This window comes from Clavibacter californiensis, assembly GCF_021952865.1.
GTDB lineage: Bacteria > Actinomycetota > Actinomycetes > Actinomycetales > Microbacteriaceae > Clavibacter > Clavibacter californiensis.
This window is the reverse complement of record NZ_CP040792.1, coordinates 2,591,359-2,609,062: the sequence shown is the minus strand read 5'-3', so window position 1 is coordinate 2,609,062 and position 17,704 is coordinate 2,591,359. Positions and strand designations below refer to the sequence as shown.

Here is a 17,704-nt window from a genome sequence, read left to right as displayed (position 1 = left end):
CCATGTCCGAGCGGAGCGCATCGGGCACCGCAGGCACGGGGGCACCGCGCATCTGGCGCGCGGGCGACTCCCCGGCGAGCCCCTGGAACGTCGCCAACGTCCTCACGATCGTGCGGATCCTGCTCGCCCCCGTCTTCGTCGTCCTCCTCGCCGCGGATGACGGCGCCGACGGCCCGCTCCGCTACGCGGCCGCGGCGCTGTTCATCGTCGCGATCGCGACCGACGGGGTCGACGGGCACATCGCCCGCAGCCGCAACCTCGTGACCGACCTCGGCAAGCTCCTCGATCCCATCGCCGACAAGGTGCTCACGGGCGCGGCGCTCGTGATGCTCTCCGTCCTCGGCGAGCTGCCCTGGTGGGTGACCATCGTGATCCTCGTGCGCGAGCTCGGCATCACGGCGTACCGGTTCGCCGTGCTCCGCGACCGCGTGGTCGCGGCGTCGCGCGGCGGCAAGCTCAAGACCGTCGCGCAGGCCGTCGCGATCAGCGTCGCGCTGCTCCCGCTGTGGGATGCGGTGGGCGACGGCATGCACGTCGTGAACACGGTGCTCATGTCGATCGCGTTCGTCCTCACGGTCCTCTCCGGCCTCGACTACATGCGCCAGGCCCTGCGGGCGGAGCCCGCGCGATGAGCACGTACGACGACGTGACGGACGATCAGCTCGCGGAGCGCGTCATCGCGGCCCTGGTGGCGAGCGGCCGTCGCATCGCGGTCGCGGAGTCGCTGACGGGCGGCCTGCTCACCGCAGCCCTCGTGGGGGTCCCCGGCGCATCGCGTGCGCTCCTGGGCGGCATCGTCTCCTACGACACGGCCCTCAAGCGCACGATCCTCGGGGTCGAGTCCTCGATCCTCGCGGTCCACGGCGCGGTCCACCGGGACGTGGCGAGGCAGATGGCCCGCGGCGTCAGGCAGACCTGCGCGATCGACGGGCGCCCCGCCGACGTCGGCGTGTCGACGACGGGCGCCGCCGGTCCCGACCCCCAGGACGGGCAGTCGCCGGGCACGGCCTTCGTCGGCCTGTCCATCGACGGCGACTCGCGCGCCATCGCGCTGCACCTCGACGGGGGCCGCCAGGCGGTCCGCGCGGGTGTCGTCCGAGCCGCCCTCACAGCCCTCGTCGAGGCGCTCGAACCCGGCGGGAACATCTGATGCGGCTCCCGCGTTGTCGTAATCACGTTCACAAGCAACGCCCAGTGCCCCTGCTTAGCCTGAGTCCTCGGCCAGATGGTCATCCATCAGCCCCGGACCTCCGGTTCGATCAGGCACCAGGCGCAACGAGGAGGCTCCCGTGGTTCTAGTCCGTCAGGAGATCGGCGACGTCCTTCGCGACTTCCGCCTGCAGAAGGGGCGCACTCTCCGCCAGGTCGCCAGCAAGGCGAGCGTTGCCCTCGGCTACCTCAGCGAGGTCGAGCGGGGCCAGAAGGAGGCGTCGAGCGAGATCCTCGCGTCCGTCGCCGACGCGTTGGACACCCCCATCTCCGTCATCATGCGCGAGGTGGGCGATCGCCTCGCCGTCATCGAGGGGCTCAACCCCATCCCCGACACCATTCCCGACGACCTCGTCGCCGGCTTCGACAGCGACCTCGTCGCGCGCTGACCCCTCCTCCACGGCCTCCCGCCCCGCTCGTCCTCGCGACGGGCGGGGCGTCGTCGTGCGGACGGCAGCGGGTAGCGTGGTCGGCATGCGATCGAGCGAGTTCCAGCGGGCCGTCTCCGACGAGTTCGGCGCCGGCTACGGACCGGTGCTCGTCGCGGACCTCGTGCTCGGCGAACTCGGCGGGCGCACGTGCGGGCAGGCGCTGAAGGACGGCACGCCCGCCCGCGAGGTCTGGCTCGCCCTCTGCCGAGCGCAGGACGTCCCGCGCTCGCGCTGGAACGGCGCCGGCGTCCCCGAGCCGCGCGCCTGACGCTCCCGTCCTCCGGCGCTCCTCGTCCTCGAGGCGCCGCGGATCCGTCGACGACATGCGGCGCGCCGTTCGAATATCCCTTCGAACGCGCGTAGTCTCCCCACAGGAGCGATTCGAAGCGCGGACTGCACAGGTCCGGCCCCTCCGGCAGCGATGTCGGCGGCGCCGCATAACGTGCACCTCGCGGAGATCACCCGTCGCCTTGTCGGCACCGGACCCCGCGGCCAGCGGGAGCGGAGCGACAGCCTGCAGGCAACCCACCTTCGACACGAGGAGCACCCCATGGCATCATCGGCAGACCGCGAGAAGTCACTCGAGACCGCGCTCGCACAGATCGACCGGCAGTTCGGCAAGGGCTCGGTCATGCGGCTGGGCAGCGACGAGCGCGCCCCCGTCGCCGTCATCCCCACCGGCTCCGTCGCGCTGGATGTGGCGCTCGGCATCGGCGGGCTCCCGCGCGGCCGCATCGTCGAGATCTACGGCCCGGAGTCCTCGGGAAAGACCACGCTCACGCTGCACGCCATCGCCAACGCTCAGCGCGCCGGCGGCATCGCGGCGTTCATCGACGCGGAGCACGCGCTCGACCCGGAGTACGCGAAGAAGCTCGGCGTCGACATCGACGCGCTCCTCGTCTCCCAGCCCGACACGGGTGAGCAGGCCCTCGAGATCGCCGACATGCTCGTGCGCTCGGGCTCCATAGACCTCGTCGTCATCGACTCCGTCGCGGCGCTCGTGCCCCGTGCGGAGATCGAGGGCGAGATGGGCGACTCGCACGTCGGCCTCCAGGCGCGCCTCATGTCGCAGGCGCTCCGCAAGCTCACCGGTGGGCTCAACCAGACGCAGACCACCATGATCTTCATCAACCAGCTGCGCGAGAAGATCGGCGTGTTCTTCGGCAGCCCCGAGACCACGGCTGGCGGCAAGGCGCTGAAGTTCTACGCCTCCGTCCGCCTCGACATCCGCCGCATCGAGACACTGAAGGACGGCACCGACGCGGTCGGCAACCGCACGCGCGTCAAGGTCGTCAAGAACAAGATGGCACCGCCCTTCAAGCAGGCCGAGTTCGACATCCTCTACGGCACCGGCATCTCCCGCGAGGGCAGCCTCATCGACTTCGGCGTCGAGCACGAGATCGTCCGCAAGTCGGGCGCCTGGTACACCTACGACGGCGACCAGCTGGGCCAGGGCAAGGAGAACTCGCGCAAGCACCTCCTGAACAACCCGGAGATCGCCGCCGAGATCGAGCAGAAGATCAAGGTCAAGCTCGGCCTCGTGAAGGACCCGAACGCAGTCGCCGACGCCCCCGCGGATTCGGCTCCCGCGCCGGTCGCCGCCGTCGCGCCGAAGGCCTCGGCCCGCAAGAGCGCCTGACCCGGCGCACCCCGGTGGGGCGCATCGCGCCGATGCGCCCCACCACCTGCACCATTCCGGCTCTTCCCCCATGGCGCCCGGCGCCAGCGGGGGATGACCCATCCGAGGACGGACGCATCATGGTCAGATTCCCCTCCGAGAACGAGCAGGGCACGGGCCCCGGGCCCGACGAGATCGCGCCCGTCGCCTCACTCGCCGCGCGGCGTTCGCGTCGAGAGGCAGCCCGGCCGATCGTCGAGCCCGCGTCGCCCGTCGAGGAGCCGCCCGCATCTCAGGTCGCGCCGACGCATCCCGCGCGCGGTCGGACGGTCACCGAGGTGGACGGCATCGTCACGATCGGCGCCGCCGTGGACGCGTCGGAAGCCGGTCGCGCGCTCGCGGCGCAGGAGCGCATCGCGGAGGCGAGGCGAGTCCTCGCCGAGGCCGAGGCCCACGCCGCACGAGGGTCAGCGGACGCGCCTGCCGCGTTCCCCGAGGGGCCGCAGTCCGAGCCGGTGTCCGCGGACGACCCGACCCCCGCTGCATGGCGCGCCGAGCAGGAGCGCACCGCGCGTGCGCGCGCCAAGGCGGAGCAGGACGAGGCGTACCGGAAGGACATGCTCCGGCTCGAGGAGGACCGCGTCGAGGACGAGCGTCGCGAGGCGGAAGCCGAGGAGGAGCGGGCGGCCGAGCGGACGCCCGAGCGCCAGCGGCGTCGGGCGGACAACGTCCTCGCCAATCGCCTGCGCGGTCGAGGGCTCTCGCTCGCCGAGGCGCGCGAGGTGCTCGACGGCGCGGAGATCGACGCGGACATCGCGGAGGAGACGCTCGCCAGGTACGTCTCCCTGCAGTACATCGACGAGGCCGCGCTGGCGGAGCAGATCCTGCACACGCACCTCGATCGCAAGGGCCTCGGCCGGCGATCGGTCGAGATGGAGATGCGCCGCCGCAAGCTCGATCCCCTCGTCATCGAGGAGGCGATGGCCGAGCAGCCCGACGAGGAGCTCGCTCGCGCCACCGAGGTCGCGATGAAGCGCGTGGGTCAGCTCTCGTCGTACGACGACGAGACGGCCGAGCGGCGCCTGACGTCGTTCCTGATGCGCCGCGGCTACGGGGGCGGCATCGTGCGCGAGGCCGCGAAGGCCGCGCTCGCCACCCGCCGCGGCTCGTCGCGGGTGCGCTTCCGCTGACCCGGTCGTCGGGCGGCGCGCGGCGTCCGCGCACGTAGGATCGAGCAATCATGAGCAGCCTCGCCGAGCACGTCCGCGACACCCCGCCCGCAGCTGAGCGGCCCCGGACGTACGAGGTCCGCACCTACGGGTGTCAGATGAACGTGCACGACTCGGAGCGGCTCACGGGCTCCCTCGAGGCCGCCGGTTACGTGTCGGCCGAGGGTGCCGAGGCCGACATCGTCGTCATCAACACCTGTGCCGTCCGCGAGAACGCGGACAACAAGCTCTACGGGAACCTGGGCCACCTCGCCGGTGTGAAGCGCCGGCATGAGGGCATGCAGATCGCCGTCGGCGGATGCCTCGCGCAGAAGGACCGGGCGACCGTCCTCGAGAAGGCGCCCTGGGTCGACGTCGTCTTCGGCACCCACAACATGGGCGCGCTGCCGACTCTGCTCGAGCGTGCGCGGCACAACGGCGAGGCGCAGCTCGAGATCCTGGAGAGCCTCGAGACGTTCCCGTCCACCCTGCCCACGAAGCGCGACGAGATCGCGAGCGGGTGGGTGTCCATCTCGGTCGGATGCAACAACACCTGCACGTTCTGCATCGTGCCCGCCCTCCGCGGCAAGGAGAAGGACCGACGGCCGGGGGACATCCTCGCCGAGATCCAGGCGCTCGTGGACGACGGCGCCGTCGAGGTCACGCTGCTCGGCCAGAACGTCAACTCCTACGGCGTCGAGTTCGGCGACCGGCAGGCGTTCGGCAAGCTGCTCCGCGCCGCGGGCGACATCGCGGGCCTCGAGCGCATCCGCTTCACGAGCCCGCATCCGGCCGCCTTCACCGACGACGTGATCGACGCGATGGCCGAGACGCCGGCGGTGACGCCGCAGCTGCACATGCCGCTGCAGTCCGGATCCGATCGCGTCCTCAAGGCGATGCGCCGGTCGTACCGGTCCGAGCGCTTCCTCGGGATCCTCGACCGCGTACGCACGCGGATCCCCGACGCGGCGATCACGACCGACATCATCGTCGGCTTCCCCGGCGAGACGGAGGAGGACTTCCAGGAGACCCTCCGCGTCGTCGAGGCCGCCCGCTTCTCCTCCGCGTTCACGTTCCAGTACTCCATCCGCCCCGGGACCCCGGCCGCGAGCATGGAGGAGCAGGTGCCCGCCGATGTGGTGAAGGAGCGCTACGGGCGCCTCACCGCGCTGCAGGAGCGCATCAGCCACGAGGAGAACCAGCGTGTCGTCGGCCGCACGGTGGAGGTGCTCGTCAGCGCCCACGAGGGCCGCAAGGACGGCGACACCCGTCGGGTCACCGGGCGCGCGCAGGACGGCCGCCTCGTCCACCTCGACGTGCCTGCGGGCAGCGGCGAGCCGCGGCCCGGCGACGCGGTCGAGGTCGAGATCACCCGGGCTGCGCCGTTCCACCTCATCGCGGACTCGGTCGACCAGGCCCCGCTGCGCATCCGCCGCACCCGAGCGGGCGACGCGTGGGAGCGCGCACAGGCCGACTCCTGCGGCGTGCCCGTCCCGGCGGCGGGGACCAGCGCGGGCGGTGCGCCGCGCGTCTCGCTCGGGCTGCCCTCGCTCCGCGTGCCGACGATCGCATCCGCCGGCGCGGTCGACGGGTCCGCGCACCCGCGCCACCGCGCGTGATCCCGATCGTCGCGGTCGTCGGCGCCACCGGGACGGGCAAGTCCGGGCTGTCCCTCGACATCGCGGATCGGCTGCGGTCGCAGGGTCGCGCTGCGGAGATCGTCAACGCCGACGCCATGCAGCTGTACCGCGGCATGGACATCGGCACGGCCAAGCTGCCGGAGGCCGAGCGCCGTGATGTGCCGCACCACATGCTCGACGTCCTCGACGTGACCGCCGAGGCGACCGTGGCCGCGTACCAGGAGGAGGCGCGCGGGGTGATCTCCGGCATCCTCGAACGCGGGGCGGTCCCGATCCTCGTCGGAGGATCCGGGCTCTACGTCTCGTCTGTCCTGTTCGACTACGAGTTCCCCGGCACGGATCCCGAGATCCGACAGCGCCTGGAGCGGGAGCTCGCGGAGACCGGGCCGGGCATGCTCCACCGACGCCTCCGGGAGCTCGACCCGGCCGCAGCCCAGCGGATCGGCGCGCACAACGGGCGGCGCCTCGTGCGCGCGCTGGAGGTCGTCGAGATCACTGGTCCGCAGCCGGAGCGCGCGTCCGCCGAGCCGCGCCCGTGGCATCCCGCGCGGATCCTGGCGCTCACGCTGCCGCGCGAGGAGCTCGTGCCGCGGCTCGACGCCCGCGTGTCCGGCATGTGGGCAGACGGCCTCGTCGGCGAAGTCGCCGGGCTGCTGCCCGCGGGGCTCGCGGACGGCGTCACCGCGTCCCGCGCCATCGGCTACGCGCAGGCGGCGCGGCAGCTCGCGGGGGAGCTCACCGAGGAGGATGCGATGGAGGAGACGCGTGCGCTCACCCGTCGCTACGCGCGGCGGCAGGTGTCGTGGTTCGGTCGCTACGCCGACGCGGTGCGGCTCGACGCGCGCGACGAACGGCTCCTCGAGCACGCGCTCGACGTCCTCCCGGCGGCGCGCCCCTAGGCTGGCGGGATGGCAGACCTGCAGTTCACCAAGGGCCAGGGCACGGGCAACGACTTCGTGCTGTTCGCGGATCCCGCGGGCGAGATCGACCTGACCGACACGCAGGTGCAGGCCCTCTGCGACCGCCACTTCGGCATCGGCGCCGACGGGACGATCCGCGCGGTGCTCTCGAGCCGCATCCCCGAGGGCCGCGCCGCCCTCGACGAGGATCCGGACGCCGAGTGGTTCATGGACTACCGCAACGTCGACGGCAGTCCCGCCGAGATGTGCGGGAACGGCATCCGCGTCTTCACGCTGTTCCTCATCGAGAACGGCCTCATCGAGCTGCCCCCGGGGCGCACGATCCCCATCGGCACCCGGGCCGGTGTCCGCGACGTCCAGCGCAGCGGATCCGGCTTCCAGGTCGACCTCGGCCGCTGGGAGCTGGCGGGCGGCGAGCCGCTGGTGCGGGCGAAGGACCTCCAGGTCGCGCGTCCGGGCCTCGGCATCGACGTCGGCAACCCGCACGTGGTGGTCGCGCTGTCGAGCGAGGACGAGCTCGCGGAGGCCGACCTCGCGTTCGTGCCGCAGCTGGATCCCGAGCCCTCCGCCGGCGCGAACGTCGAGCTGGTGGTGCCGGCGGATCCGCTCGTCGTCGACGGGGTGGGCCACATCACCATGCGCGTCCACGAGCGCGGGAGCGGCGAGACGCTGAGCTGCGGCACCGGCGCCGCGGCGGCGGCCCTCGCGACGCGGCACTGGGCGGGTGCCGCAGCACCGCACCAGTGGCGCGTCCAGCTGCCGGGCGGTGCGCTCGGCGTGCGCATGTTCCCGACCGAGGACGGCGAGCACGTGGGCCTCTCGGGACCGGCCGAGCTGGTCTTCGACGGCGTCGTGACGCTGGCCTGATCCGGCGAGGCGTCGGGCTCCTAGCGCCTGACGCGGATGCCCGGCGCTAGGAGCCCGAGCCGGCGTCGGCGCGGTGGACCCGCAGCACCCGGAAGCCCTTGTCGGACGCGGCGCGCGTCGTCTCGAGGCCCGCGGGCAGCGCATCGACCAGCCAGCGCTGCAGCGAGTCGGATCCGAGGTTGCGCTGCACCACGAGCCAGGCGTCCGCGCCAGGGGCGAGACGCGGCATCCAGTCGAGCAGGATGCCGTGCAGCGCCTCCTTCCCGACGCGGATCGGCGGGTTCGACCAGACCGTGGAGAACTCGAGGTGCGCGGGGACGTCCTCGGGCAGCACGGCGTTGACGTTCTCGAGGCCGAGGGACTCGGCGTTCGCCCGCGTCAGCGCGAGCGCCCGCTCGTTCACGTCGACCGCCCAGACGGTGGCCGCCGGCGACCGCATCGCCAGATCGAGCGCGACGGGACCCCAGCCGCAGCCCACGTCAAGCAGATGTCCCTCCGCAGGGGGCTCCGGGACGTTGCGCAGCAGCACCAGCGAGCCCTGGTCGACGTGCTCGGGGCTGAAGACGCCGCCGGCGGTCTCGACCTCCACCGTGCGTCCGCCGAGCTCGACCGTGATCGTGCGCGTGCGCAGGGGGCCGGCCGGCGACGGGGAGAAGTAGTGCGCGTCGGCCATACCGGGACGATACCGGACGCCCGCGCTACTATGGGGAGCACATGACAACGCACGACGAGCACGACCACGAGCCCGCGGACACGACGACGGCGTCCACCGAGAACACCGACCGGGACGACGTCGTCGCGCGCGTCCTCGCCCGAGCGGAGAACCGGTCAGCCGGCTACGCGCTCTTCCGCGGGTCCGGCGCACAGGCCCTGTCCGCGAACCCCGACGCCGAGCAGGGATCGGACGGCGACCAGAGCGAGCGCGCCGACCGCCAGGCTCTCCGCCGGGTCCCCGGCCTCTCCACCGAGCTCGAGGACGTCACCGAGGTCGAGTACCGGCAGCTGCGCCTCGAGAACGTCGTGCTCATCGGCGTGTACTCGCAGGGATCCGTCGACGACGCCGAGAACAGCATGCGCGAGCTCGCGGCCCTCGCGGAGACCGCGGGCGCCGTCGTCCTCGACGGCCTGCTCCAACGCCGTCCCACGCCGGATCCCAGCACCTACTTCGGCCGCGGCAAGGCCGAGGAGCTGCGCGCGCTCGTGGCGGCGGTCGGCGCGGACACCGTCATCGCGGACACCGAGCTGGCCCCGAGCCAGCGGCGTGCGCTCGAGGACGTGGTGAAGGTCAAGGTCATCGACCGCACCGCGGTCATCCTCGACATCTTCAGCCAGCACGCCAAGAGCCGCGAGGGCAAGGCGCAGGTCGAGCTCGCGCAGCTGCAGTACCTCCTCCCGCGCCTCCGCGGCTGGGGCGACTCGATGTCGCGCCAGGCAGGTGGCCAGGTCGGCGGCGCGGGCGCGGGCATGGGATCGCGCGGTCCAGGTGAGACCAAGATCGAGCTCGACCGCCGGCGCATCAACACGCGCATGGCGCGTCTCCGCAAGCAGATCGCCGCGATGAAGCCCGCGCGCGACACGAAGCGCGCCAACCGCGACCGGCACTCGGTGCCCTCGGTCGCGATCGTCGGGTACACGAACGCCGGGAAGTCGTCGCTGCTCAACCGCGTCACGAAGGCCGGCGTGCTCGTCGAGAACGCGCTCTTCGCGACCCTGGATGCGACCGTGCGCAAGACCGAGACGGACCAGGGGCAGCTCTACACGCTGGCCGACACCGTCGGCTTCGTGCGCAACCTGCCGCACCAGCTGGTCGAGGCCTTCCGCTCGACGCTCGAGGAGCTCGCCGACTCGGACGTGCTCGTGCACGTAGTCGACGCCTCGCACCCGGATCCCGGCGCCCAGCTCGCGACCGTGCACGAGGTCATCGCGGAGGTGGACGCATCCTCCATCCCCGAGATCGTCGTGTTCAACAAGAGCGACCTCGCCTCCGACGGCGAGCGCGTCGTGCTCCGCGGCCTCGCGCCGCAGGGCGTCTTCGTCTCGGCCCGCACGGGCGAGGGGGTCGAGGAGCTGCGTCGCCGGATCGCGGAGCTGCTGCCGCAGCCGACCATCGAGGTCGACCTCCTGGTGCCGTTCGAGCACGGTGAGGTCGTCTCCATGCTCCACGACGGCGCGAAGGTGCTCGAGACCTCGTACGTCGAGGAGGGCACGCGCGTGCGCGCCCTCGTGACCGCCGAGCAGCAGGCGCAGGTCCAGGCGTACTCGGTGGTGCCCACAGCCTGATCCGCGGCACCGTACGCGGATTCGAGCCTGCATGCAGTAGAGCGGCCGATCCCCTCGGGGACCGGCCGCTCTGCTGCGTGTGCGGGGGGATCAGACGGAGCGCATGACCGCCACGACCTTGCCGACGACCTCGGCGAAGTCGCCGAGGATGGGCTCGAACGCGCTGTTGCGGGGGAGCAGCCAGGTGTGGCCGTCGCGCTGGCGGAACACCTTCACCGTGGCCTCGTCGTCGAGCATGGCCGCGACGATGTCGCCGTTCTCCGCGGTCTTCTGCTGGCGGACGACGACCCAGTCGCCGTCGCAGATGGCCGCGTCGATCATCGAGTCGCCGACGACCCGCAGCATGAAGAGGTCGCCCTTGCCGACCAGCTGGCGGGGGAGGGGGAAGACCTCCTCCACCATCTGCTCGGCGGTGATGGGGATGCCGGCGGCGATGCGGCCGACCATGGGCACCATGGCCGCGTCGCCCACGGGTGTCGACGGCTCGCCGCTCTCCGCGGCGCCGGTGCCGGGCAGGTCGATGAGGACCTCGAGGGCGCGCGGCCGGTTCGGGTCGCGGCGGAGGTAGCCGGAGAGCTCGAGCTGGTTGAGCTGGTGCGTGACGCTGGAGAGCGACGCGAGGCCGACGGCGTCGCCGATCTCGCGCATGCTCGGCGGGTAGCCCTGGCCGGCGATGGTGCGCTGGATGAACTCCAGGATCGAGATCTGCTTGTCGCTGAGGCTCTTGCGGCGCCTCGTCGCGCCGCCTCCCGCCGCTCGCTCGTCCGTCATGCCACGGCCCGCCTCTCGTCGCCGACGCCTCCGCGGCACGTCGACCCGGCGGGCCGACGCCGTCGCGGGGCGATGTCGGTGGTGCCCGATGGAATGGACACCAGGCACTCGAAACTGTATCCAGCCGAGGCACACTGGGCAAACACCTGTTCGAGCGTGTCGCGCCGCTGGGGGCGGGATCGAGGCGATGAGGGCTTGCGGGGGGCCGGTTTCGAATGTATGTTCGGAACACAGCTTCGCACCCGGCTCTCCCGGCCGAGAGCCGGGTGCGAGCTGCCGGACCCGCATCGCATGCCGTACCGCACTGCACCGCCGGGCGCGTCGCATCGACGCCCCACCGTCTCGCACGAGAGGTCACCATGAACACCGCAGCCACCACCCCCGCAGCGTCCATCCCCGCGGCGTCCGCCCCCGTCGGCCCGTCCACCTCGCCCGTCGCGGAGGTCGCCGTCGCGCCCCGCACGCGCCTGCGCATCACGCGTCGCGGGCGCCTCGTCCTCACGGCCCTGGTCGCCGCCCCGCTCGCGCTCGGCGCCGGCCTCGTCGCGCTCAACGGAGGCGCGGCCGTCGCGTCGAAGGACGCGTCGGGCACCACGTTCGAGTACGTCACCGTCTCCAGCGGCCAGTCCCTGTGGGACCTCGCCGAGGAGATCGCGCCGTCGGCCGACCCGCGCGACGTCATCGCGTCGGTCGTCGACCTCAACCGCCTGCCGTCGTCGGACGTCGCGGCGGGCCAGCAGCTCGCCGTCCCCACCGAGTACGCGCACTGATCCTCGGGCGACCCCGCACGGATCGTCGCATGCGCACGGCGGTCCGCCGCCGCGCTCCCGGTGGCGGCCGGGAGCGCGGCGGCTGGAGGGGAACCGATCGGTAGCATGGATCCCATGAGCACCCTCGCGCGCACCGCGCACGTCACGCGGCAGACCAGCGAGTCCACCATCGACCTCCAGCTCGACCTCGACGGCACAGGCGCCTCCGAGATCAGCACGTCGGTGCCGTTCTACGACCACATGCTCACCGCCTTCGCGAAGCACTCCCTCACCGACCTCAAGGTCACCGCCACGGGCGACACGCACATCGACGTGCACCACACCGTGGAGGACGTCGGGATCGTCCTCGGGCAGGCCATCCGCGAGGCGCTCGGAGACAAGTCCGGCATCGCCCGCTTCGGCGACGCGCTCGTCCCGCTCGACGAGGCCCTGGTGCAGTCGGTCGTCGACATCTCCGGCCGTCCGTTCCTCGTGCACTCGGGTGAGCCCGCCGGCTTCGAGATGCACCTCATCGGCGGCCACTTCACCGGATCCATGGTCCGCCACGTCTTCGAGGCCATCACCTTCCACGCCGGCCTCACCGTCCACGTCACCGTGCTCGGCGGGCGCGACCCGCACCACATCGCCGAGGCCGAGTTCAAGTCCTTCGCGCGCGCGTTCCGTCTCGCCAAGGAGCTCGACCCTCGCGTCTCCGGCATCCCGTCCACGAAGGGCGCGCTGTGACGCGGCCCTCCGTCGTCGTCCTCGACTACGGGAGCGGCAACGTCCACTCCGCCGTCAAGGCGCTCGAGCTGGCCGGCGCCGATGTCGAGCTGACGGGCGACCCGAAGCGGGCGCACGAGGCCGACGGCCTCCTCGTCCCCGGCGTCGGGGCGTTCTCCGCCGTGATGACGGCGCTGCGGGCGGCCGGCGGCGACCGGGTCGTCGATCGCCGTCTGGCGGGAGGCCGACCGGTTCTGGGCATCTGCGTCGGCATGCAGGTCATGTTCGACCGCGGCGTCGAGCGCGAGGTCGACGTGGCCGGCCTGGGGGAGTGGCCCGGCACGGTCGAGCGGATCGAGTCGGACGTGCTCCCGCACATGGGCTGGAACACGGTCGACGTGCCCGAGGGGTCGGCGCTGTTCGCGGGCCTCGAGGAGGAGCGCTTCTACTTCGTGCACTCGTACGCCGCGCGCACGTGGGGGATCGACCCGCTCCCGCCGCTGCCCGCGCCCCGCGTCACCTGGGCCACGCACGGAGAGCGGTTCGTCGCCGCCGTCGAGAACGGCCCGCTCTCCGCCACGCAGTTCCATCCCGAGAAGTCGGGCGCGGCCGGGATCCGGCTGCTCGCGAACTGGCTCGGCACGCTCCGCGCCGCCTGACGCATCCCACCCGCCGCCCCGTGCGGCATCCCGCACGTCCGAGCCCCATCGATGGAAGGCCCCATGAGCGAGTTCACCAGCACCCCCCGCCTGACCCTGCTGCCCGCCGTCGACGTGGCGGGAGGCCAGGCCGTCCGCCTCACGCAGGGCGCGGCCGGCACCGAGACCGGCTACGGCGATCCCGTCGACGCCGCCCGCGACTGGGCGGAGCAGGGCGCCGAGTGGCTGCACCTCGTCGATCTCGACGCCGCGTTCGGCCGCGGGGACAACCTGTCGGTGATCTCCCGTGTGATCCGCGCCATCGACGGCGTGCAGATCGAGCTGTCCGGCGGGATCCGGGACGACCGCTCGCTCGACGTGGCGCTCGAGAGCGGCGCGACGCGCATCAACCTCGGCACCGCCGCGCTGGAGAACCCCGAGTGGGCGGCCAGCGTCATCGCCCAGCACGGCGAGGCCGTGGCGGTCGGGCTGGACGTCCGCGGCCGCACCCTCTCCGCGCGCGGTTGGACGCAGGACGGGGGCGACATCTGGGAGGTCCTCGAGCGCCTCGAGGATGCCGGGTGCGCGCGCTACGTCGTCACCGACGTCACGAAGGACGGCACGCTCCAGGGCCCGAACCTGCAGCTGCTGCGGGACGTGCTCGAGCGCACCGAGCGTCCGGTCGTCGCCTCGGGCGGCGTCTCGAGCCTCGACGACATCCAGGCTCTCCGCGAGCTCGTGCCGCTCGGCCTGGAGGGCGCCATCGTCGGCAAGGCCCTCTACGCCGGCGCGTTCACGCTCGGCGAGGCGCTCGACGTCGCCGGGGAGCGATGACGGGATCCTCCTCGCACGCCGACTCGGCCGGGACCCCGTGGGCGGGCCGGTCGTTCGAGCCCACCCCGTTCCCTGACGACGACGGATCCGCGCCGCCCGCCGTCGCGGCAGCGCTCGCGCGGCACGGTCGCGGCGAGGTAGGGCAGGCCGCGGTCGTGGACGCCCTTCGCGACGCGCGCCTGCTGATCCCGCTCGTCGCCCGCCTCGGCGAGGAGGGTGAGGGCGCGCACGGCCTGAAGGCCGACAAGAGCGCCGAGCTGTCGATCATCACGGTGGCGGGGCCCGACGGGCGCACCGTCATGCCGGTCTTCACGTCCGTCGCCGCGATGGGGAGGTGGAACCCCGCAGCGCGTCCCGTCCCGGCCGACGCCGTCCGCGTGGCGCTGGCCGCGGCGAGCGAGGAGACCGACCTCGTGGTCGTCGACCCGATGTCCGACACCGAGTTCGTCCTGCGGCGGCCGGCGGTGTGGGCGGTCGCGCGGTCGCTGCCCTGGATCCCGAGCCCCGAGGACCCGGAGGTGGTCGCGGCGCTGGAGGCGAGCGTCGTCGAGGAGCCCGCGGTCGTGTCCGTCAGCACGGCGCCGGGCGATCCGCGTGCACGCCTCGAGGGCCCGGAGCTGATGATCGCGCTGGAGCTCGTCGACGGACTCGACCGCCAGGCGCTCGACGCGCTGCTCGCGCGGCTGCAGGGGGAGTGGTCCCGGAGCGCGGTGCTCGCCGACCGGGTCGACAGCATGGGGCTCCGGATCACGTCCGCGCGCTGACCCGCGGGCGGGGCTCGCGAGCCCCGGCGGGCGGCTGGCCTAGGAGACCGGGCCGGTGTACTTCTCGCCCGGTCCCTTGCCGACGGCGTCGGGGTACGGGGACGCCTCGCGGAAGGCGAGCTGCAGGGAGCGCAGGCCGTCGCGGAGGCTGCGCGCGTGCTGGTCGCCCAGCTCCGGGGAGGCGGCCGTGACGAGACCCGCGAGCGAGATGATCAGCTTCCGCGCCTCGGCGAGGTCGGTCTGCGTGGCGGGGTCGTCGGCGAGCCCGCACTTCACGGCGGCGGCGCTCATGAGGTGGACGGCCGTGGTCGTGATGACCTCGACGGCGGAGACCTCCGCGATGTCACGCGCGTACTGGTCGGCGACGAAGTCGGCGGTGTCGTCGTCCGCGACGCCCGCGGCCGAGGTGCCGTCGCCGGTCGCGGCGGGCTCCTCGAAGCGGTGCACGTGGGTGTCGGCCGGACCGGCGGACGCGGGGTCGGCGGGTGCGCTGGTCGCGGGATCGGGCTGGGCCTGGTCGGTCATGTGTGTCCTCGGGCTGGGTGGCGGTGCCGGATGGCGGAGGCGGCGGGAGCTCGTCGTGGCCGCCCTTCCGGGGCGGGGTCGGCGTCTGCTATGCTGATCGACGGCTCCGGGGCTGTCACAGTCCCGGTTCGAAAGAGGATTGATCTCCCACCCGCGCTTGACCGCCTCCATAGGTTACCGGGTCGATTTCGCTCCCCCGTCCGAACGGCTCCCCAACGGGAACCGCGCAGGACGGGAGCCCCGCATCACGCGGGCACGGGCGTGTTGCCGAGTACGACGTACCGTCGCACCCTGGTGAAGAACCCTCCTCGTCTCGAATCCGAGCGGCTCCCCGAGAGCTGCCGGGCCACCCGAAGACACGAATAGGAGCAGTCCATCAGCGATCCCCGTACCAACGATCGAATCCGAGTTCCCGAGGTTCGCCTCGTTGGCCCAGCAGGCGAGCAGGTCGGCGTCGTATCCATCGACGTCGCACTCCGGCTCGCGCAGGAAGCCGACCTCGACCTCGTCGAGGTCGCGCCCAATTCCAAGCCCCCCGTGGCGAAGATCATGGACTACGGCAAGTTCAAGTACGAGGCCGCGCAGAAGGCCAAGGAAGCGCGTCGCAACCAGGCGAACACCATCCTCAAGGAGGTGCGCTTCCGCCTCAAGATCGACAAGCACGACTACGAGACCAAGCGCAAGCGCGCCGAGGGCTTCCTGCAGGACGGCGACAAGGTCAAGGCCATGATCCTGTTCCGTGGGCGCGAGCAGTCGCGTCCGGACCAGGGCGTGCGACTGCTCAAGATGTTCGCGGAGGACGTCGCCGAGTTCGGCAGCGTCGAGTCCACCCCCACGATCGACGGCCGCAACATGGTCATGGTCATCGGACCGCACAAGAACAAGTCCGAGGCCAAGGCCGAGGCCAACGCGAAGCGCGACGCCACCAAGGCGAGCGCACGAGAAGCGAGAGAAGAGAACAATGCCTAAGCAGAAGACCCACTCGGGTGCCAAGAAGCGTTTCAAGGTCACCGGCAGCGGCAAGATCATGAAGCAGCAGGCGGGCATGCGGCACAACCTCGAGGTCAAGTCCTCCGGGCGCAAGGCGCGACTCAACCAGGACCAGCCGCTGGCCAAGGCCGACATGAAGGTCGCCAAGAAGCTCCTCGGCCGCTAGGCCCCTCGTCGTCCGCGACACCTGAACTCGAATAGGAATCACTGAAATGGCAAGAGTCAAGAGGGCCGTCAACGCCCACAAGAAGCGTCGGGTCATCCTCGAGCGCGCCGCCGGCTACCGCGGGCAGCGCTCGCGCCTGTACCGCAAGGCCAAGGAGCAGGTCACCCACTCCCTCGTCTACGCGTACCGTGACCGCCGCGCGAAGAAGGGCGAGTTCCGCCGCCTCTGGATCCAGCGCATCAACGCCGCCGCGCGTGCGAACGGCCTCACGTACAACCGCCTCATCCAGGGCCTCTCGCTCGCCGGCGTCCAGGTCGACCGCCGCATCCTCGCGGAGCTCGCGGTCCACGAGCCCGCGACCTTCGCGTCGCTCGTGCAGACGGCCAAGGCCGCCCTGCCCGCGAACACCTCGGCCCCCAAGGTCGCGGCGAACGCGTAGCGCATCCCGCATCACCGCCGACGGCGCGTCCCCATCCGGGGGCGCGCCGTTAGTGTTGCAGGCATGCTCGACAATCCCCGCTCCCCGCGTGTCCGTGGCGTCGCCAAGCTCGCGAAGCGGGACGCGCGCGCCGACACGGGCCTCTTCCTCCTCGAGGGGCCGCAGGCCGTCTCCGAGGCGCTCGCGTTCCGGCCCGACCTCGTGCAGGAGCTGTTCGCGACCCCCACGGCCCTCGACCGCTACCCCGACCTCGCGCGCGCCGTCCGCGAGGCGGGCGTCGAGGTCGAGTTCGTCACCGAGGACGTGATCGCGTCGATGGCCGACACCGTTACCCCTCAGGGCGTCGTGGGCGTCTGCCGGCAGTTCCCGACGTCGCTCAAGCAGATCCTCGGTGACGACCCGCGCCTCATCGCGATCCTCGAGGAGGTGCGCGACCCCGGCAACGCCGGCACCATCATCCGCGCCGCCGATGCCGCGGGAGCCGACGCGGTGATCCTCACGGGCCGCTCCGTCGACCTCTACAACCCCAAGGTCGTGCGCGCCACGACGGGCTCGCTCTTCCACCTGCCGGTCGCGATCATGCCCGAGCTCGACGCCGTTCTCGAGCGCGTGAAGGCGGCGGGGCTGCAGGTCCTCGCCGCGGACGTGAAGGGCGACGACCTCCTCGCGGAGCGCACGTCCGGCGCGCTCGCCGGCCCCACTGCGTGGCTCTTCGGCAACGAGGCCCGCGGCCTCCAGGACGAGCACCTCGCGCTCGCCGACCGCGCCGTCGTCGTGCCGATCTACGGCCAGGCCGAGTCGATGAACCTCGCGACGGCAGCGTCCGTCTGCCTCTACGAGTCGGCGTTCGCGCAGCGCGCCTGACCGACACGCGCCGGACACCCGGCGGATGCGCGTCGTCCGGGTGCGCGCCGGCACCGCCCCTGATCGGC

The 17,704-nt window shown here is 72.3% G+C and carries 22 protein-coding genes; 19 read left to right on the top strand and 3 right to left on the bottom strand.

The window, feature by feature from the left end; all coding sequences use genetic code 11:
• Nucleotides 1–2 precede the first annotated feature (2 nt).
• From pgsA to dapF, 9 genes are all read left to right on the top strand, one after another.
• The gene (gene pgsA, locus FGD68_RS12585; protein ID WP_182480925.1) at nt 3–632 is read left to right on the top strand and encodes a CDP-diacylglycerol--glycerol-3-phosphate 3-phosphatidyltransferase; all 630 of its coding nucleotides are present in this window, start codon (nt 3–5) and stop codon (nt 630–632) included.
• A complete protein-coding gene (locus FGD68_RS12580) occupies nt 629–1,150 on the top strand; it encodes a CinA family protein (RefSeq protein WP_104236301.1) in 522 nt (173 codons plus the stop codon). The genes pgsA and FGD68_RS12580 overlap by 4 nt, the downstream gene beginning before the upstream one ends.
• Before the next feature lie 139 nt (nt 1,151–1,289).
• Nucleotides 1,290–1,598 (top strand): helix-turn-helix domain-containing protein, encoded by a 309-nt coding sequence (locus FGD68_RS12575; RefSeq protein WP_012298599.1) that lies wholly within the window; start codon nt 1,290–1,292, stop codon nt 1,596–1,598.
• An 85-nt stretch (nt 1,599–1,683) separates the two neighbouring features.
• Complete coding sequence (locus tag FGD68_RS12570) at nt 1,684–1,908, top strand: DUF3046 domain-containing protein (RefSeq protein WP_182480926.1); 225 nt, start codon at nt 1,684–1,686, stop codon at nt 1,906–1,908.
• A gap of 282 nt (nt 1,909–2,190) precedes the next feature.
• Nucleotides 2,191–3,279: a recombinase RecA gene (recA, locus tag FGD68_RS12565; RefSeq protein WP_012038712.1), complete on the top strand. Its 1,089-nt coding sequence runs from the start codon at nt 2,191–2,193 to the stop codon at nt 3,277–3,279.
• Between the two features lie 119 nt (nt 3,280–3,398).
• Nucleotides 3,399–4,448, top strand: a complete 1,050-nt coding sequence (locus FGD68_RS12560) for a regulatory protein RecX (protein ID WP_237609516.1) — start codon at nt 3,399–3,401, stop codon at nt 4,446–4,448.
• Between the two features lie 50 nt (nt 4,449–4,498).
• On the top strand, nt 4,499–6,085 hold the full coding sequence (gene miaB / locus FGD68_RS12555; protein ID WP_237609515.1) for a tRNA (N6-isopentenyl adenosine(37)-C2)-methylthiotransferase MiaB: 1,587 nt from the start codon (nt 4,499–4,501) through the stop codon (nt 6,083–6,085).
• Nucleotides 6,082–7,005, top strand: coding sequence for a tRNA (adenosine(37)-N6)-dimethylallyltransferase MiaA (miaA, locus tag FGD68_RS12550; RefSeq protein ID WP_104236305.1), 924 nt, complete (start codon nt 6,082–6,084; stop codon nt 7,003–7,005). Before miaB ends, miaA begins: the two co-directional genes overlap by 4 nt.
• 9 nt (nt 7,006–7,014) lie before the next feature.
• On the top strand, nt 7,015–7,893 hold the full coding sequence (dapF, locus tag FGD68_RS12545) for a diaminopimelate epimerase (RefSeq protein ID WP_104236306.1): 879 nt from the start codon (nt 7,015–7,017) through the stop codon (nt 7,891–7,893).
• Nucleotides 7,894–7,939: 46 nt separating this feature from the next.
• On the opposite strand, the gene FGD68_RS12540 is transcribed toward dapF, so the two are convergent.
• The gene (locus FGD68_RS12540) at nt 7,940–8,566 is read right to left on the bottom strand and encodes a class I SAM-dependent methyltransferase (RefSeq protein ID WP_104236307.1); all 627 of its coding nucleotides are present in this window, start codon (nt 8,564–8,566) and stop codon (nt 7,940–7,942) included.
• 41 nt (nt 8,567–8,607) lie between these two features.
• Here FGD68_RS12540 and hflX point away from each other — a divergent pair, with 41 nt between their 5' ends.
• Nucleotides 8,608–10,173 (top strand): GTPase HflX, encoded by a 1,566-nt coding sequence (hflX, locus tag FGD68_RS12535; RefSeq protein WP_119373320.1) that lies wholly within the window; start codon nt 8,608–8,610, stop codon nt 10,171–10,173.
• Nucleotides 10,174–10,263: 90 nt separating this feature from the next.
• Here hflX and lexA read toward each other — a convergent pair whose 3' ends face one another.
• Complete coding sequence (gene lexA, locus FGD68_RS12530; protein WP_086521970.1) at nt 10,264–10,944, bottom strand: transcriptional repressor LexA; 681 nt, start codon at nt 10,942–10,944, stop codon at nt 10,264–10,266.
• 359 nt (nt 10,945–11,303) lie between these two features.
• Between lexA and FGD68_RS12525 the strand changes: the two genes are divergently transcribed.
• The 5 genes from FGD68_RS12525 to FGD68_RS12505 all read left to right on the top strand — a co-directional run bounded on the left by FGD68_RS12525 (nt 11,304) and on the right by FGD68_RS12505 (nt 14,652).
• Nucleotides 11,304–11,714, top strand: coding sequence for a hypothetical protein (locus tag FGD68_RS12525; RefSeq protein ID WP_237609514.1), 411 nt, complete (start codon nt 11,304–11,306; stop codon nt 11,712–11,714).
• 114 nt (nt 11,715–11,828) lie between these two features.
• Nucleotides 11,829–12,437, top strand: coding sequence for an imidazoleglycerol-phosphate dehydratase HisB (gene hisB / locus FGD68_RS12520; RefSeq protein ID WP_104236310.1), 609 nt, complete (start codon nt 11,829–11,831; stop codon nt 12,435–12,437).
• Nucleotides 12,434–13,075, top strand: a complete 642-nt coding sequence (gene hisH / locus FGD68_RS12515; RefSeq protein ID WP_104236311.1) for an imidazole glycerol phosphate synthase subunit HisH — start codon at nt 12,434–12,436, stop codon at nt 13,073–13,075. Before hisB ends, hisH begins: the two co-directional genes overlap by 4 nt.
• A 63-nt stretch (nt 13,076–13,138) precedes the next feature.
• The gene (priA, locus tag FGD68_RS12510) at nt 13,139–13,888 is read left to right on the top strand and encodes a bifunctional 1-(5-phosphoribosyl)-5-((5-phosphoribosylamino)methylideneamino)imidazole-4-carboxamide isomerase/phosphoribosylanthranilate isomerase PriA (RefSeq protein WP_012038701.1); all 750 of its coding nucleotides are present in this window, start codon (nt 13,139–13,141) and stop codon (nt 13,886–13,888) included.
• On the top strand, nt 13,885–14,652 hold the full coding sequence (locus FGD68_RS12505; protein ID WP_119372628.1) for an SseB family protein: 768 nt from the start codon (nt 13,885–13,887) through the stop codon (nt 14,650–14,652). The genes priA and FGD68_RS12505 overlap by 4 nt, the downstream gene beginning before the upstream one ends.
• A 39-nt stretch (nt 14,653–14,691) precedes the next feature.
• Here FGD68_RS12505 and FGD68_RS12500 read toward each other — a convergent pair whose 3' ends face one another.
• Complete coding sequence (locus tag FGD68_RS12500) at nt 14,692–15,177, bottom strand: DUF1844 domain-containing protein (protein WP_104236313.1); 486 nt, start codon at nt 15,175–15,177, stop codon at nt 14,692–14,694.
• A gap of 375 nt (nt 15,178–15,552) precedes the next feature.
• On the opposite strand from FGD68_RS12500, the gene infC reads away from it, so the two are divergent.
• The 4 genes from infC to FGD68_RS12480 all read left to right on the top strand — a co-directional run bounded on the left by infC (nt 15,553) and on the right by FGD68_RS12480 (nt 17,636).
• Nucleotides 15,553–16,146 carry a translation initiation factor IF-3 gene (gene infC / locus FGD68_RS12495; RefSeq protein ID WP_015490649.1) on the top strand — a complete coding sequence of 198 codons (594 nt, stop codon included), beginning with the start codon at nt 15,553–15,555 and terminating at the stop codon, nt 16,144–16,146.
• The gene (gene rpmI / locus FGD68_RS12490) at nt 16,139–16,333 is read left to right on the top strand and encodes a 50S ribosomal protein L35 (protein WP_015490648.1); all 195 of its coding nucleotides are present in this window, start codon (nt 16,139–16,141) and stop codon (nt 16,331–16,333) included. Before infC ends, rpmI begins: the two co-directional genes overlap by 8 nt.
• A gap of 46 nt (nt 16,334–16,379) precedes the next feature.
• On the top strand, nt 16,380–16,772 hold the full coding sequence (gene rplT / locus FGD68_RS12485; protein WP_012038696.1) for a 50S ribosomal protein L20: 393 nt from the start codon (nt 16,380–16,382) through the stop codon (nt 16,770–16,772).
• Nucleotides 16,773–16,835: 63 nt separating this feature from the next.
• Nucleotides 16,836–17,636 carry a TrmH family RNA methyltransferase gene (locus FGD68_RS12480; protein ID WP_119372629.1) on the top strand — a complete coding sequence of 267 codons (801 nt, stop codon included), beginning with the start codon at nt 16,836–16,838 and terminating at the stop codon, nt 17,634–17,636.
• The last annotated feature ends 68 nt before the right edge of the window (nt 17,637–17,704 follow it).